13 protein-coding genes and 1 tRNA gene are annotated in these 14,707 nt (G+C 64.5%); 8 read left to right on the top strand and 6 right to left on the bottom strand.

Annotated features, from left to right (window positions below; all coding sequences use genetic code 11):
- Positions 1 to 80 precede the first annotated feature (80 nt).
- Positions 81 to 989, bottom strand: coding sequence for a carbohydrate kinase family protein (locus ACTX90_RS14360; protein ID WP_047120037.1), 909 nt, complete (start codon positions 987 to 989; stop codon positions 81 to 83).
- Positions 990 to 1,171: 182 nt separating this feature from the next.
- Between ACTX90_RS14360 and ACTX90_RS14355 the strand changes: the two genes are divergently transcribed.
- Entirely contained in the window at positions 1,172 to 1,840 is a 669-nt protein-coding gene (locus ACTX90_RS14355) for an alpha-ketoglutarate-dependent dioxygenase AlkB family protein (protein ID WP_047120036.1), read from the top strand.
- Here the strand turns inward: ACTX90_RS14355 and ACTX90_RS14350 are convergent.
- Entirely contained in the window at positions 1,837 to 2,778 is a 942-nt protein-coding gene (locus ACTX90_RS14350) for an endonuclease/exonuclease/phosphatase family protein (RefSeq protein ID WP_147407272.1), read from the bottom strand. The genes ACTX90_RS14355 and ACTX90_RS14350 overlap by 4 nt on opposite strands.
- 84 nt (positions 2,779 to 2,862) lie before the next feature.
- Here ACTX90_RS14350 and ACTX90_RS14345 point away from each other — a divergent pair, with 84 nt between their 5' ends.
- Entirely contained in the window at positions 2,863 to 4,143 is a 1,281-nt protein-coding gene (locus tag ACTX90_RS14345; RefSeq protein ID WP_443442286.1) for an MFS transporter, read from the top strand.
- Here ACTX90_RS14345 and ACTX90_RS14340 read toward each other — a convergent pair whose 3' ends face one another.
- Positions 4,144 to 4,569 carry a VOC family protein gene (locus ACTX90_RS14340; RefSeq protein WP_047120034.1) on the bottom strand — a complete coding sequence of 142 codons (426 nt, stop codon included), beginning with the start codon at positions 4,567 to 4,569 and terminating at the stop codon, positions 4,144 to 4,146. It lies immediately after the preceding gene.
- Positions 4,570 to 4,761: 192 nt separating this feature from the next.
- Between ACTX90_RS14340 and ACTX90_RS14335 the strand changes: the two genes are divergently transcribed.
- A tRNA-Ala gene (locus ACTX90_RS14335) sits at positions 4,762 to 4,834 on the top strand.
- A 445-nt stretch (positions 4,835 to 5,279) separates the two neighbouring features.
- Here the strand turns inward: ACTX90_RS14335 and ACTX90_RS14330 are convergent.
- The gene (locus tag ACTX90_RS14330; RefSeq protein ID WP_047120033.1) at positions 5,280 to 6,638 is read right to left on the bottom strand and encodes a trimethylamine monooxygenase; all 1,359 of its coding nucleotides are present in this window, start codon (positions 6,636 to 6,638) and stop codon (positions 5,280 to 5,282) included.
- Positions 6,639 to 7,377: 739 nt separating this feature from the next.
- On the opposite strand from ACTX90_RS14330, the gene ACTX90_RS14325 reads away from it, so the two are divergent.
- Together ACTX90_RS14325 and ACTX90_RS14320 are read left to right on the top strand one after the other, a co-directional pair.
- Positions 7,378 to 8,148: an SDR family oxidoreductase gene (locus ACTX90_RS14325; protein ID WP_047120032.1), complete on the top strand. Its 771-nt coding sequence runs from the start codon at positions 7,378 to 7,380 to the stop codon at positions 8,146 to 8,148.
- Complete coding sequence (locus ACTX90_RS14320; RefSeq protein WP_047120031.1) at positions 8,138 to 9,184, top strand: L-idonate 5-dehydrogenase; 1,047 nt, start codon at positions 8,138 to 8,140, stop codon at positions 9,182 to 9,184. The genes ACTX90_RS14325 and ACTX90_RS14320 overlap by 11 nt, the downstream gene beginning before the upstream one ends.
- A gap of 106 nt (positions 9,185 to 9,290) precedes the next feature.
- Here the strand turns inward: ACTX90_RS14320 and ACTX90_RS14315 are convergent, their stop codons facing one another.
- Both ACTX90_RS14315 and ACTX90_RS14310 read right to left on the bottom strand, forming a co-directional pair.
- Positions 9,291 to 9,512 carry a hypothetical protein gene (locus tag ACTX90_RS14315; protein WP_443442285.1) on the bottom strand — a complete coding sequence of 74 codons (222 nt, stop codon included), beginning with the start codon at positions 9,510 to 9,512 and terminating at the stop codon, positions 9,291 to 9,293.
- 4 nt (positions 9,513 to 9,516) lie between these two features.
- Positions 9,517 to 10,701 carry a S8 family serine peptidase gene (locus ACTX90_RS14310; RefSeq protein ID WP_047120029.1) on the bottom strand — a complete coding sequence of 395 codons (1,185 nt, stop codon included), beginning with the start codon at positions 10,699 to 10,701 and terminating at the stop codon, positions 9,517 to 9,519.
- A gap of 164 nt (positions 10,702 to 10,865) precedes the next feature.
- Here ACTX90_RS14310 and ACTX90_RS14305 point away from each other — a divergent pair, with 164 nt between their 5' ends.
- From ACTX90_RS14305 to ACTX90_RS14295, 3 genes are all read left to right on the top strand, one after another.
- Positions 10,866 to 12,455, top strand: a complete 1,590-nt coding sequence (locus ACTX90_RS14305; protein WP_047120028.1) for a sialidase family protein — start codon at positions 10,866 to 10,868, stop codon at positions 12,453 to 12,455.
- A 93-nt stretch (positions 12,456 to 12,548) separates the two neighbouring features.
- Complete coding sequence (locus ACTX90_RS14300; RefSeq protein ID WP_424572818.1) at positions 12,549 to 13,757, top strand: NAD(P)/FAD-dependent oxidoreductase; 1,209 nt, start codon at positions 12,549 to 12,551, stop codon at positions 13,755 to 13,757.
- Between the two features lie 2 nt (positions 13,758 to 13,759).
- Positions 13,760 to 14,665: a P1 family peptidase gene (locus tag ACTX90_RS14295; protein ID WP_443442284.1), complete on the top strand. Its 906-nt coding sequence runs from the start codon at positions 13,760 to 13,762 to the stop codon at positions 14,663 to 14,665.
- Positions 14,666 to 14,707: the final 42 nt, after the last annotated feature.

The raw sequence follows: 14,707 nt of genomic DNA, 5'->3' as shown, positions 1-14,707 counted from the left end.
GACATCCGATGTTTGTGGGGGAATATGTTGTGGCACACAACGTGGCATATCCGCTGGGCGTGTGGAGCATCAACCGGTCGTTAGAACTCGACGGACGACAGGCAGCTCTCGAGCTCGACGAGAGTTGGGGGATTGGCTCCGATTTTCTGGACCGTCAGCGCCGCGGACAGCGAAGCGGTGCGCAGCGCTGACTCCAATGCGTCTTCGTCCAGATTCTCGTTGGACACCAGCGCCTGCAGTAGCGGGCCGTTGCCGATTGCATGGAGCAGCCCGGACATGAAGGCGTCTCCGGCGCCCACGGTGTCTGCGACGCTGACCTGCAAAGACGGCATGGAGACTTCAAGCTGGTCGGTGCGTGCTTCGCAGCCGCGCACCCCGAAGGTCATGACCGCGAGCTTGGCGCCGCGCGCCAGCAGGTGCCCGAGCACCCGTGCGGTATCCCAACCTGGGTAGAGCCACAGGGCATCTTCGTCGCTGAGCTTGACCACATGGCTCAAGGCGCACAGCTTCTCGATGCGGGAAATCACGGCACGGCGCTTGTCCACCAAGGCGGGACGGAGATTGGGGTCATAGCTGCGCAGCTGATGCGCCGGAGAGGCCGCGAAGACTTCATGGATCCGCGAGCAGCCCGGCTCGGCAAAGGCGGCGATGGAACCGGTGTGGAGGATCTGCGCATCGGTGGGGACCACAGATTCTAAGTTCCAATCGAGCTGGAAGTCGTAGGTGGCCTGGCCGGTGGAATCCAGGGACACGGTGGCGGTGCTGGTGGCCGATTCCGTGACCGAATCAGGGCCGAGCAGGACATCTGACGCATTTAAGTGCTCGATGATGGCGCGGCCGTGCTCATCGCCGCCGATTCCGGTCTGGAGTGTCACTTCATGCCCCAGACGTCCCAGTCCCACGGCCACGTTCAGTGGGGATCCGCCTGGATATGCGAGCCCATTGACGATGTCGACCAATGCCTCGCCTGCAACCTGTATTGATGCCATGCCAATGATCCTACGTACGGATGCTTCGAAAGTCCTCTTAACTCCGCCTTGGCGTGGGAGAAGGTTGTCCAGAGCACATATAAACCGTGTTCGTCCGGCTTGCCGGGGCCGGATGCTACAGTCGGTGGCGGCACGACAGCCGCCGCGGGACGGATAATTCGCAGACTAGAGGCAGGGAACCCATGGACTTTCTCTTCGATGACAGCGCGCTGCCGCGCGAGCCGAGGCTACTGCGTCCCGGCGCCTGGCATGTGCCCGGCTGGCTTTCGCCTGAAATGCAGTCCTGGATCATCAACCGGTTCTTCGAATGGGGAAACGGGCCGGTTCCGCCGCATCAGACATTGGTCAACGGGCACCCGATGAGCGTGCAGAGCCTGTGTCTGGGCTGGCATTGGAGCCCCCACAGCTATTCGCGCACGGCCGACGACATCAATGGGGAGCCGGTGGCGCCCATGGAACCTTGGCTGGTGGAGCTCGGGCGCCGTGCGGTCAACGACGCGACGGGGGACCAGGCCAAGGCGCAGTCTTATCTACCGGACGCGGCCATCGTGAACTACTACAACGTCAATGCCACGATGGGTATGCACCAGGATGCCGAAGAACGGATCAATGCGCCGGTGGTCTCGCTGTCCCTGGGCGATTCCGCGACCTTTCGACTGGGTAACACGGAGCATCGCAACAAGCCTTGGCAGGAGGTGCGCCTCGCCTCGGGAGACCTGTTCGTCTTCGACGGGCCGGCGCGCTTCGCCTATCACGCGGTAACGAAGATCCATCCGGGGACGGCACCGCAAGAATGCGAGCTGGGCGGCGGACGCATCAATATCACCCTGCGCCAGACCGGCCTGTCCTAGCCGCCGGCCAGGTCCACGGACGCCCGCAGGGCGTAGTGGTCGGAATCGCCGGCAGGAATGCGGTCGAGAGAGGTGCCGGTGACGCCGCGGACCATGACGTGGTCGATGCCGAGCATGGCGAATGGCGTGCGCGGCCAGGTCATCGCCAGACCCCAGGCGCTATAGTGCACATCGTCCAGCTGGTCAGCGACCGGGGCGAAGTGGCGGTCCGTCGAGGTGGCGTTGAAGTCGCCGGCGGCAATGACCTTGGACGAAGGATCCTTGGCCACGTAGTCCGCCAGGGACGCGAGCATGGTGTCGCGCTCATCATGGCCCGTCGGGCGCGCCGAAGCGGCGTGGACCGCGTACACGCGGACCGGCCCGGATTCGGTGTCGACGTCGGCGCGCAGTGCGCGGTCCCAGCCCAGACCCAAGTCCAGCGGTTCGGGGTTGGACAGCGGGTAGCTGCTCCATAGGCCCACGGTGCTCACTGAGTAGTAGTACGGATGGCTCCGCTTCAGGGCGTCCGTCACCAGATCAATCTGGCCCTCGCCCAGTTCCTGGAGCGTGATGACTTCGGCTCCCGATTCGGCCAGGGAGCGGGCCGAGGTCACCGCATCCTGGTGGACGTTCTGCGAAGCGACTACCAAGGGATCCTGGCTATCGACGGGCGCGGAGGGCAAGGCCGCAGACCCGAAAAGAACACCCCAGACAACAGTTGGCACCAGCAGCGCAACGTAGGTTGCGCGGCCGCCGAGGACGATGGTCAAGAGCAGCAGCAGTGGTATGCCCAGGCCGAGCCAAGGGGTTAAATTGTCAAGTATGAGCCCCAGTCCCGCGACGTCGGGAATCTGCTGGTGGAAAGCCATGAGCACGGCAAGGCCAAGGCACAAGAGGATGACCGTGATTCGTGCCAGGATTCGTGATGCCGACAACCGGCGAGGTGATGCTTTGGACATTGGACTTCCACAGTGCCACAGAAAACTGTGGGAATCGTAATTTTCCTCAGCCGTGCCTGCAACTACGATGGAAGTCAGGCGTCGATGAAGCCGTGCCATCTCCAAACTCCCGAGGATCCAAACGTGACTACTTCTGCGCCCAGCAAATACTTGTCCGGCGGCCGGCTGCTGTTGGCGATTCTCGCCCTGTCCATGGGCGGATTCGGCATCGGTGTCACCGAATTCACCCTGATGGGGCTGCTCCAGGAGGGCGCCGCCGACCTTTCGGTGAGCAATTCCCAGATGGGCCTGATGATCAGCGCCTATGCCATCGGCGTCGTGGTTGGCGCCCCGGTGCTGACCGCACTTGCCGCCAAGATTCCGCGCAAGCGCGCGGTCTTGCTGCTGATGCTGTTCTTCACTGTCGCAAACTTGTCATCGGCCTTTGCCCCGGATTACGGAACCATGCTGGCTACCCGATTCCTCGCCGGCCTGCCGCATGGCGCCTACTTCGGCTTGGCCGGAGTCCTGGCTGGTTCGCTGGTGCCCGGAAGCATGCGCGGGCGCGCCATCGCATGGGTGATGCTCGGGCTCTCGGTGGCCAACGTCGCCGGTGTTCCGCTGGTCACCCGTTTGGGGCAGCTGACTGGATGGCGAGCGATGTTCGTTGTTGTCGCTGTGGTTGGCCTGATCACGATGCTGATGATCAGCTTGTTCGTTCCGTGGCACAAGGCTGAACCCGGAGCGAGCATGCGCCGCGAACTCTCGGCGCTGAAGAATATCCAGGTTTGGATGGCCATGGGGACGGGCATCGTGGGGTTTGGCGGCTTCTTCGCCGTGTACTCCTACATTTCACCGACCTTGACCGAAGAAGCAGGGCTCGACATCAATCTTGTTCCCTGGGCTCTGGCGCTCTATGGCTTGGGCATGGTCGTCGGTTCGCTGGCCGGCGGACGCTTGGCCGACTGGTCGATTTTCGGTTCCATCAAGCTGACCAACCTGATCATGGTGGCGGCCATGCTGATTTTCGCCGCCGTGACCAGCTGGATTATCCCCACGCTCGTCATGGTCTTCGTGCTGGGCGCGGTGGGCTCGCTATTGATCCCGAGCTTGCAAACCTTGCTGATGGATTCGGCACCCCACGCCCAGTCGCTGGCCTCCTCCTTGAACCATTCCGCGCTCAACGTGGCCAACGCGTTGGGGGCCGCCCTGGGTGCTGCGGTGATTTCCGCGGGCTTCGGCTACCGTGCGCCGTCCATCGTCGGAGCGGGGCTCGCGGTACTCGGCTTCCTGCTGGCTTGGGCAACCCAAATCCGGGCAAAGAAGATCGGCCTGCTCGTGGGCAGCGAAGCGGTCGCTTCCCGCGAACAGGCCGAGCTGAAATAGCTACGTGCGCACCGCAGAGATATTGAACATCCAGGTGACGCCGAACTTATCGGTGAGCTGACCGAAAGAGTCTCCCCAAGGAGCTGTTGCCAACGGAACATCGATGCGCGCGCCTGCAGATAGTCCATCCCACCACTTCTGCAGCGGCACCGAGTCCGCATCGTCCGTGCCGTCGCTGCTGAAGGACACGGTGCCATTGGGCATGAGATTCATTTCGGGCGGGGTGTCCGAGGCCATCAGGTGCACGCCGCGACTCACGAACAGCGATGAATGCATGATTTGGTCGGTGGTTGCCGGGCGATCGTCATTCATTCCTTCTTTGAAGGTCATCATCGACAGTTCTCCACCAAATACGGAGTGGTAGAACTCCATGGCTGCGCGGGCATCGCCGGCGAAACGCAGGTACGGGGTCAGTCCAATGCTCATGGAAGTGCGCCTTTCGACTATGTTCTCGGGACCGATCGATCCACGTGGAAGATTCTGCCACCCGCAACCGACAAAGTGAATAGCATCCTGTGACCAGCGTCTCCGGACGCCGATTTGGTGTTTTCTAAACACGTCCGGTAGAGTTTTATCTCGGTTCAGAGGTCGAAAAAACCGAAGAAACCGCATCCTTTTGGGGGTATGGCGCAGTTGGTAGCGCGTCTGCATGGCATGCAGAAGGTCAGGGGTTCGAATCCCCTTACCTCCACAAGATAAATAATCTCGGGTGACTTATGGCGCCCGAGATTTTTCTTTCCGGTTGCACTTCTGACGCCAACCCACGACTGAACGTGCGAAACTCCAGGATGTTCTCTGACCCGCGCCGTTGTAAACGACGCCAGCACCAAAAATTCTTGTTCCGTAGAAGGTTCTTGCGGTATCAAGCACGCGTGGAGCCGTGATGCCGCCTCTGCCGCATGGAGTCCAGGAATACGCCACGTGGACGGCCGGCGTCAGCATTAATCGCGCCGTGAAGGCATTCGTGCGCTACCTGCTCGGAGTAGACTCTGCGCTTTCTATGCAGGTGCCTCTGCTTTCCGATGGGGCTTTAGTGGAACAGCGGGTCGAGATTCCGGATCTCGACCCGCTGTCCGCGTGGTTATCAGTCGTGAGGCTGCTTACGCGGTTTGCTCCGGCAACTAGGTGTATTACAACTAGGCCGGGCTGGCGGAGCTGTCCTTGCCGCGGACCATACGCTCCAGCTCGTCCTCTTCTGGCTGGGACAGGTAGCGCTCCAATGAATCATCCAGCTCGCGAAGCCACGGGGTGTGGTGCTCGCAGGCCATGGTGCCGGTCATGACCGAACGATAGACCTGGTCGCGGTAGTTCAAGATGTTGTGCTGTTTGTCGTTCTTCCACGCCAAGAAGATGCGGGTTACCTCGTCCAGATCGAACATCGGGTAGTCGGTCTGCTCTATGAGGTCTCGAATGTAGTCGGCCTGGAAACGGACTTCATCTGCTGCGCTGCCTAGATTCTCCAAGCGCTGTGTCCATTGCGCCATGTCAAGTTTCTGCTCGGCTTCAGAAGGAAGCTTCGCATCGCCGAGGATGACATCGCGGACGTACCAGGCCTGGGCATCGAACATGTTGAAGGTGAACCACTGGTCCTGGGCGCCCAGGTAGAACAAGTTGTTGTTCGCTTCGCTGACAACGCCGCGGTACAGGGACTTGGGGTACAAGTTGTTGGGAGAGGACAGCGCCAAATCCGATGGCAGGAACGGGTAGTGGTGCAGGTATCCGGTGCACAGGATGACTGCGTCGAACTGTCGCTCGGTTCCGTCGGCGAAGTGGGCGGTGCTCCCTTCGAACCGCTGGACCAGCGGGCGTTCCTGGATGCCCTCGGGCCAGTCGTAGCCCATCGGGGCAGTACGGTAGCTCATGGTCACCGAGCTGGCGCCCATCTTGAATGCCTGGATGCCGATGTCCTCGGCGGAGTAGCTGGCGCCGATCAACAGGACGTTGCGGCCGGCCAGCCGTTCCGCACCGCGGAAATCATGGGCGTGGATCAGCGTTCCCGGGAAGGTTTCGATTCCGGCGAAGTCCGGAACATTCGGGAAGCTGAAGTGGCCGGACCCGACGACGACCTTATCGAATTCGCTGCTTTCCGTCTGACCGGTTTTCAGGTTTTCAATCGTGACGGTGAACTTCTGGGTACCTTCATCGAACTGGACCCAGCGCACGACGGTCGAGAATTGGACGTACTTCTTGACATTCGACTTCTCGGCGCGGCCGTTGATGTAGTCCCACAGCACCGCACGAGGTGGATATGAGGAAATCGGACGGCCGAAGTGCTCATCAAAAGTGTATTCGGCGAACTCCAAGGCCTCCTTGGGACCATTGGACCATAAATTGCGGTACATGCTCGAATGGACTGTCTCACCATACTTGTCGATGCCCGTGCGCCAGCTGAAATTCCATTGGCCACCCCAGTCATCCTGTTTTTCGTAGCAGACGATTTCCGGGACCGAACGACCGGCTGTGCGCGCCGACTCGAAGGCTCGCAGTTGAGCCATTCCGCTGGGTCCTGCTCCGATGATTGCAACGCGTTGTGACAAGCGTACCTCTCCGGCATTTCAGCCTAATAAGTTACTCCTTGCGCGGCGAAAAAATGTTCAAAATCGACTGGGCTGCGCCACGCTGAACCCCAAATAAGCACCAGCCGAAACCCGGCGGGTCACGCTGAAAAAGCTCCCACGCGCCGGGTGTAAATCTCGTCAGGAATCGAGTGCGATGGATCAAGTATAGCAGATCGTCGATGCACTGGATCGTAAAGTCCCAAATCAACGAGTATTTTGCTGCGAATAAAACTTATGGAGTGAAATAAGATGACAAGCTCAGGGTGGCATCCGCTGTCCAACTGGCACCCTTGTGCACCGGGTCGAATTGCGGTCTATTCAAGCCTGAAAAGCCCCTTGTTTTGTGGATCAATTCGCATTTTTCCCGACGTGATATTCCGCTGAAATACACCTGGATTCACCTCACGCGCGGAGGGGCGCGCCTTGCTGGTTGCACCTTTCGTGCGCCGTTGCTTCTGGAGGGTTGCCCCTGGGCGGGTGCAACGTAGCAAAGATGGCGAGATCGGATCTTTAAAAACATATTTATTATCGCGTTTAGCTTGTTAAGTCTGTTATATTGGGCGTGGCGACGAGGCCCTCTGTGACGCAGCTGCTTGCTGGTCGGCGGGAGCGTCCGCCGACGACATCTGACATATGATGGCAGCTTGCTGCCGTCAGAACAGGGAAGCGGGCAAGCATGAGCAATCTATTCGACCTCACGGGCAAACTGGCCTTGGTCACCGGATCATCACGGGGTATCGGCAGGGAACTGGCCCGGGCCTTGGCAGACGCGGGTGCCGACATCGTCCTGCATGGCCGCGACGCCGACCGGCTGGCAACCACGGTCGCCGAATTCACCGAGCTCTATGGGCGAGAGCGTATCCACTCTGCTTGCTTCGACGTGACGGATGACGAGTCGGTCAGTGCCAATATCGAGGACATTGAGAAAGGCATCGGCACTCTGGACATCCTGGTGAACAACGCCGGAATCCAGCACCGCGTCCCCTTGCTTGAGCTCGAGGTCGCGGACTGGCAACGAGTCATCGACACCAACCTCACCAGCGCCTTCCTGGTCGGCCGGGCCGTTGCCCGCGGCATGGTGCAGCGAGGCGCCGGGAAAATCATCAATATCTGCTCCGTCCAGACCGATTTGGCGCGACCGACGATTGCCGCCTACACCGCGGCCAAGGGCGGACTGCGCAACCTCACCCGCGCTATGACCGCTGAATGGGCCGGCTCCGGGCTGCAGATCAACGGCATCGCCCCGGGCTACATTCATACCGAAATGACGCAGAACCTGGTGGACGACGAGCAATTCAACTCCTGGATCCTGGGCCGCACCCCCGCCGGGCGCTGGGGCACGGTCGCGGACTTGGCCGGGCCGGCGGTCTGGTTGGCGTCCGAGGGATCCAACTACGTCAACGGGCAAACTATTTTCATCGATGGAGGCATGAGCGTTGTCGTCTAACCTGAACGAACAAACCTTGGCAGTGGTGGCCCACGCCGCCGGAGACCTCCGGGTGGAGCAGATCCACCTGCCCGCTCCCACCGCGGACCAGGCGCGCGTCGCCATTGCCTACGGCGGCATCTGCGGCTCGGACCTGCACTACTGGAGCCACGGCGCCGCCGGCGAATCCATCCTGAAGGCGCCCATGGTGCTCGGGCATGAAATCGTCGGCACCGTGGTGCAGGCCGCCGCCGACGGCACCGGTCCGCAGGCCGGTGCCCAGGTAGCAGTCCATCCAGCGACCCCTGCGGGCACCGGGGAACCCTATCCGGAGGGCCGCCCTAACCTGTCCCCGGGGTGCACCTACCTGGGTTCGGCCGCCCGCTTCCCGCACACCGAGGGAGCTTTCGCCACCGAAGTGAACCTGCCCGCGCGCATGCTGCGCGAACTTCCCGCCGGGCTGTCCCTGCGCGACGCTGCACTGGCCGAGCCGGCCGCGGTGGCCTGGCATGCAGTCTCCCGGGCAGGGGAGGTGGCCGGTAAACGCGTCCTGGTGATCGGGGCAGGCCCCATCGGCGCGCTGGCCGTCGCCGTGCTCAAGCGCGCCGGCGCGGGGGACATCATCGCGGTGGACATGTACGATGCGCCGCTGCACGTCGCCGCCGAGCTTGGCGCGACCCGCACTCTGCGTGCCCCGGAAGCCGGGGACATCGCCGGCATCCACGCGGACGTGGTCATCGAAGCGACCGGGAACTACCGCGGGCTGGCCTCGGCCGTGCGCGGCGCGGTCCGCGGCGGGCGAGTGGTCATGGTGGGGCTGCTGCCTTCCGGCGAGCAGCCGGCGCTCATTTCGCTGGCCATCACCCGGGAACTGGAATTGGTCGGATCCTTCCGTTTCAACGATGAAATCGACGAGGTGCTGCAGGCGCTGGCCGATGGATCGCTGCAGATCGGCGCCGCGGTCACCCATGAGTTCCCCGCGTCCGAGGCCTTGGCCGCCTTCGAAACTGCCAAGGATGCTTCCGTCTCCGGCAAGGTGCTGCTGGACTTCCGGTAGACATCGCAACGCAACGGTCCGCGACATGATCCTGCCGCGGGCCATCGCGTATCCCAGTCAGCCTGCCAGTGCCAGCGGTTGCTTCGCCGCCGGCCCTGCCCCGTGCCTAGAGCGCCTTGTACTGCTGTTCGGAATCAACCGACTGCACGCAGTCAAGTCCCTTGAGCTCCTTAACCCGTTCATCCGCAGCCTGGCCGATCACCTGCCCCAGCATGCCCAGTACCTGGTGGACTTGCAGCCCATGGGACTCCAGCTGGGTCACCGCGGCGGGCATGTTGCTGGTGTAGGTCTCGGAAATCGTCACGATGAACGTGCGCTGGGAAGCCATGATGCTAGGCCTTCTCCTGCGCCGGTTCCGGCGACCTGGTCAGGCCCGCTCCCACGTCAACGGAGAACTGCTCCAAACGCCGGGCCTGCTGCACCAGCTCGGCCCACAGCTCGCGGGCGCGGTACCCGGTCGCCTCGGCCAGCAGCGCGGCCACGCCGGCCACGTGCGGGGTGGCCATCGACGTGCCGCTGATCGTGTTGTAGCGCTGCGCGCCCGGCCACGAGGAATAGACCTTGACGCCGGGACCGGAAATGTCCACCTGTCCGCCGCGGCCCGGAAGTGTCCTCGCGGAGAACGGCGCGATCTGCAGGCCGGAGTCCAGCGCGCCGACCGCCATGATGTACGGGCTGTTCGCCGGCGCACCCACGAATCCGGGATCGTTGGAAGCGCGTTTCGCGTTGTTGCCCGCCGCGGCGATGATCAGGGTTCCCTGTTCCAGCGCGCGGCGCCCGGCGGTGACATAAGGCGGATGCACCTCGCGCACGTCCGCGCCGAGGGACATGGAAATGACGTGGCATTCATTCTGCAACGCCCAGTCGATGCCGGCCAGGATCATCGAGTCGGTGCCGGACCCATTGGAACCCAGCACCTTGCCAGCGAAGATTTCCGCGCCGGAGGCGACCCCGTAGCCGCGGCCGCCTTCGACTGCGCGCGGCCCGCAAGCGGTGCCGATGCAGTGGGTACCATGGCCGTGGCCGTCCGCGGCGTCCTCGCCGGCCGCGAAGGACTTGGTGGTGACGCTGCGCCCGGCGAAATCGGGGTGCTGGGTGTCGAAGCCGGTATCCAGCACCGCAACCTTGATGCCGGCGCCGGTGTACTGCGAATTCGCGGCCTGGACCGCTTGCAGCCCCCAGGTGAACTCGTCGTTGTCCGCATAACTCGTGGGTTCGTCATCGGCTTCAGCGAGGATCCGGTAGATCCGCTCCGGGACCACGCGGGCAGGCATGTGCTCGCCTGCCACTCGGGCTGAAAAATCATCCAATTGCTCCGGGGGAGAATCCACTACGGCGATGCCCAGACGCGGAAAATATTCCGTTGTCTCGTAGCCGGCGGCCGACAGCAAGTTGGGCACCTTGTCTTCAAGGGCTGCAATACCAAGGGTGGATGAATGGGCAGTTGTCGGCGAATCGAAAATCAGGACGTAGCGGCCGGGAACTTCCGCGGTGGGTTGGCTTTCTGGGGTAATCATGACGCACTCCTCGCTCGGGTACTTAGCACTGTAGCCCCAGTGCACCGACAGATAAAGGGGTTGGCCCACGCTCGCTGGTCCAGCCGATCAAGGCCATCGGATAACCATCGGCATGGTCTGGCGCGGAAACAACGAAAGCTCCAGAATCGGGAATACTTGATCCCATGACCGCCGCAGAAAACCTGAGCTTCCAGACGCTCGCACGCCGAGGCCACCACGGTTACCGCCAGTACCGCATTCCAGCTTTGGCGGTCACGACCGCCGGCACCGTATTGGCCGCCTATGACGGCCGCCCCAACCTGGACGACCTGCCCAACACCATCGACCTGCTGCTGCGACGCAGCACCGATCACGGACAAACCTGGGAAAACCAGCAGGTGATCCGCACCGGTTCCGGCCTTGAAGGCTTCGGTGATCCCAGCCTGCTGGTTGACGCCGACACCTCGCGAATTTTCTGCTTCCACGCCGCCGGCACCCGCGCGGGATTCTTCGAATCCGCCGAAGGGGCGCAGCCCGTGGACGAGGTGCAGCACGTGGACCTCTCCTACTCGGACGACGACGGGAGGACCTGGTCGCATCGCCGACTGACCGCGCAGCTGAAGCGGCCGGGCATCACCGGCATCTTCGCCGCCGCCGGCGCGGGGATCCAGCTGCGCACCGGCCGGCACGCCGGACGCCTGCTGCAGCAGATGGTGGTGCTGTACCACGGGCGGATCCGCGCCGCCTCGGCCTACTCCGACGACCACGGCGAGAGCTGGCGGCTCGGCGAGCTTACAAGCGCCGAAGCGAACGAGAACAAAGCGGTCCAGCTGCCCGACGGGCGGGTGCTGATGAATTCCCGGGCTCCGGACCAGCGGCTCCAAGCGGTGTCCACCGACGGCGGGCACCGCTACGGCGAGCTTGCGCCCGTGACTGACCTGCCGGATCCCGGGGACAACGGAAGCATCTGCGCCCTTCCCTCCGACGGAGGGCAGCTGCTGCTGCTGACGAACAACCGCGACGCGGCCCTGCGCCGCAACACGGTGTTGAGTGTGTCCTTCGACAACGGAGACCACTGGAGCCCGGTCCAGTCGATCTGCCCCGGCAGCAGCGCCTACTCCACCGCCGCGCTGCTGGCCGACGGCTCGCTGGGGGTGCTGTTCGAACGCGACGGCTACCAGGACATCGTCTTCACCAAGCTCGAACCCGGGAGTCTTGCCCCGACCGCGCTCGCCGAGGCCGCCGCGCGGTACCGGGAGGATCCGGGCAGCGAGTTCACCATGGTGCTGCGCTCCATCACCCCGGCACGGCCCGAGCGCTGGACCAGCATCGGCGAGGAGCACGTCATCAGCGCCACGGCGGGGGACTGGGCAGGGCACACCTGGAAGGAAATCGGCCAGGGGTACCAGGACGGAGTGCAGGTCCTGGGATCCCGCGAAGCGCAACTGACCAACTATGGCCCGGTGCTGCCGGGGTTGCGCGCCGGGGACATGCTGGCATTCACCGGGCGGTTCGTCAATTCCTCCGAGCGGGCTCTGGAGGTGGAACTGCTCGGGAACTACGACCGTGCCCCCGGCACAGGATTCGGGCCCGCCAGCGTACCGGCCGGCGGCCAGCGGCTGTTCTTCACCCCCACTTACACCGTGACCGCCGAGGACCTGCGCGCCGGCCGCGCCAGAGTGGGCTTCGAGGTCCGCGGCGGCTCAGGAAGCTGGAGCCAGGAGTTCGAGGTGGACACCGCCGCCGGCACCATCCGGTCGCTTCCGGCGCGCTGAGCACCGGAGCTTCGCTGGGAGCCGGCCGCAGTGATTGCCAGCGGTGCGCCGACATGTGAGGATCGAAGGACACCTACGCGTGAAAGGCGATCGATGAATCCGGAAACGATTGTTGTCATTGGCGCGGGGCTGGCCGCGGCCACCCTGGTCTCCGAGCTGCGCTCCCGCGGGTACGACGGGGTGCTGCGGCTGATCGGGGACGAAGCCTCGCTGCCCTACGAACGCCCGCCGCTGTCCAAGGGCTACCTGCAGGGCAGCGACACGGTGGAGGACTTCACCGTGAATACCGCCGCCTGGTACGCGGAAAACCATGTGGATCTGCGCCTTGACACGCACGCCATCAGCATCGACCGCAAGCACCAGCACGTGGTGCTGGCCGACGGCACCACCTTGGACTACGACGCGCTGGTGCTGGCCACCGGCGCGCGCTCGCGGCTGGGCGGGGAGGAGCCGATGGCCGGGCACGACCTGCCCGGGGTGCATACGCTGCGCAGCCTGGCGGACGCGGACGCGCTGAAAACCGAGATCACCCAGGGCAAGCAGGTCGCGGTGGTCGGCTCGGGCTGGATCGGCATGGAAGTCGCCGCCAGCGCCCGCTCGCTCGGGGCGCGGGTGACCGTCTACTCCCCGGACGAGGTGCCGCTGGCCAAGGTCTTCGGCGAACGCTTCGGCCACCACCTGCTGGAGCTGCACCAGGGCCACGGCGTGGATGTGCGCACCGGCACCCGGGTGCAAGGCATCGAGCTGGCCGACGGGCACCTGCAGGTCATCTCCGACATCGGCAGCAGCCGCGCCGACGTGGTGCTGCTGGCCATCGGCGCGGTGCCCAACGTGGAGCTGGCCGAAACCGCGGGGCTGGACGTCGACCGCGGCGTGGTGGTGGACGCCTCGCTGCGCAGCAGCGACTCGAAGATCCTGGCCATCGGGGACGTCGCCCAGGCGTTCAATACCCGGCTGCGCCGCCAGCTGCAGGTGGAGCACTGGGACAACGCGATCCGCCAAGGCAAGCTCGCGGCCGCCACGCTCACCGGGGCCGACCAGGCCTACGACTGGCTGCCCTACTTCTTCACCGACCAGTACGACCTGGGCATGGAGTACGTCGGGGACGCCGCGCCGGGGGACGAGACCGTGCTGCGCGGCTCCGAGAACGAGTTCATCATCTTCTGGCTGCGCGAAGGCCGGATCACCGCCGCCGCGAACGTGAACATCTGGGATGTGAACGACACGCTGCGCGGGCTGGTGGGCCGGCAGATCGATCCGGCGCGGCTGGAAGACACGGCCATCGAGCTGGGGGACCTGTAGGCGTGCCGGCCCCAGGCGACCTGGAGGTCACCGTCCCCGGGGTGTCGATCGGGCACTGGAGCACCGAGGGCACCGGGTGCACGGTCGTGTTGTTCGACCAAGGCACCGTCGCCTCCGTGGAGGTGCGCGGCGGGGCCCCTGCCTCCCGCGAGCTGGATGTGCTGGGCCCGCTGATGACCGTGCAGCAGGTCGACGCGGCGCTGCTCACCGGCGGGTCGGCCTTCGGGCTGGCCAGCGCGGACGGGGTCATGCGCTTCCTGCAGGAACAGGGGCGCGGGGTGCAGACCCCCGCCGGGCGGGTGCCCATTGTGCCCACCTTGGGCCTGTTCGACCTGGCCGAGGGCACCGCGCGGCCGGATGCCGAGTCCGGCTACCTGGCCGCCGCGGCCGCCGCCGCGCCCGAATCCGCCGGGAGGGTCGCCGTCGGGGCGCTGGGCGCCGGCACCGGGGCCCGCGCCGGACGCTGGCGCCGGGAGGACTCCTACCCGGGCGGGCTGGTCTACGCGGAGCAGCGCCTCGGCGAGCTGGTCGTCGGCGCGCTGTGCGCGGTCAACGCCTTCGGCGACGTGCTGGCTCCGGGCGAGGAGCCGTCCCTGGACTCCGTAGCGGTGTTCGAGGCGCTGGCCGCGGCGGCCCGCAGCGGCGGGGCGCAGCCCCCGCGCACCAACACCACCATCGGGGTGGTGTTCACCAATGCGAAGCTGGACAAAACCGGCTGCCACCTGATCGCCCAGGGCGCCCATGACGGCCTGGCCCGCGCCCTGCAGCCGCCGCACACCAGGCTGGACGGGGACGCGTTCATCGCCGCCGCCACCGGACGGGTGGACGCGGACGTGGACACGGTGCGCCTGCTGGCCCTTTCTGCCACCGCCCGCGCCATCGCCTGCGCGGCGCGCAAAGATGCCTGATGGCGGGGAACAGGGTAATTTGGTAGTCAGAACGAAGGAGCG

The sequence above is a fragment of the Glutamicibacter soli genome, from assembly GCF_052322135.1.
GTDB lineage: Bacteria > Actinomycetota > Actinomycetes > Actinomycetales > Micrococcaceae > Glutamicibacter > Glutamicibacter soli.
This window is presented reverse-complemented; position numbering and strand designations above follow the sequence as displayed.

Excerpts from the sequence above, each read along its gene's own strand:
- ACTX90_RS14340 (WP_047120034.1), bottom strand. The coding sequence starts at position 4,569 with ATGAGCATTGGACTGACCCCGTACCTGCGTTTCGCCGGCGATGCCCGC.
- ACTX90_RS14325 (WP_047120032.1), top strand. The coding sequence starts at position 7,378 with ATGAGCAATCTATTCGACCTCACGGGCAAACTGGCCTTGGTCACCGGA.
- ACTX90_RS14355 (WP_047120036.1), top strand. The coding sequence starts at position 1,172 with ATGGACTTTCTCTTCGATGACAGCGCGCTGCCGCGCGAGCCGAGGCTA.
- ACTX90_RS14330 (WP_047120033.1), bottom strand. The coding sequence starts at position 6,638 with ATGGCTCAACTGCGAGCCTTCGAGTCGGCGCGCACAGCCGGTCGTTCG.
- ACTX90_RS14345 (WP_443442286.1), top strand. The coding sequence starts at position 2,863 with ATGAAGCCGTGCCATCTCCAAACTCCCGAGGATCCAAACGTGACTACT.
- ACTX90_RS14350 (WP_147407272.1), bottom strand. The coding sequence starts at position 2,778 with ATGTCCAAAGCATCACCTCGCCGGTTGTCGGCATCACGAATCCTGGCA.
- ACTX90_RS14310 (WP_047120029.1), bottom strand. The coding sequence starts at position 10,701 with ATGATTACCCCAGAAAGCCAACCCACCGCGGAAGTTCCCGGCCGCTAC.
- ACTX90_RS14360 (WP_047120037.1), bottom strand. The coding sequence starts at position 989 with ATGGCATCAATACAGGTTGCAGGCGAGGCATTGGTCGACATCGTCAAT.
- ACTX90_RS14315 (WP_443442285.1), bottom strand. The coding sequence starts at position 9,512 with ATGGCTTCCCAGCGCACGTTCATCGTGACGATTTCCGAGACCTACACC.
- ACTX90_RS14305 (WP_047120028.1), top strand. The coding sequence starts at position 10,866 with ATGACCGCCGCAGAAAACCTGAGCTTCCAGACGCTCGCACGCCGAGGC.
- ACTX90_RS14300 (WP_424572818.1), top strand. The coding sequence starts at position 12,549 with ATGAATCCGGAAACGATTGTTGTCATTGGCGCGGGGCTGGCCGCGGCC.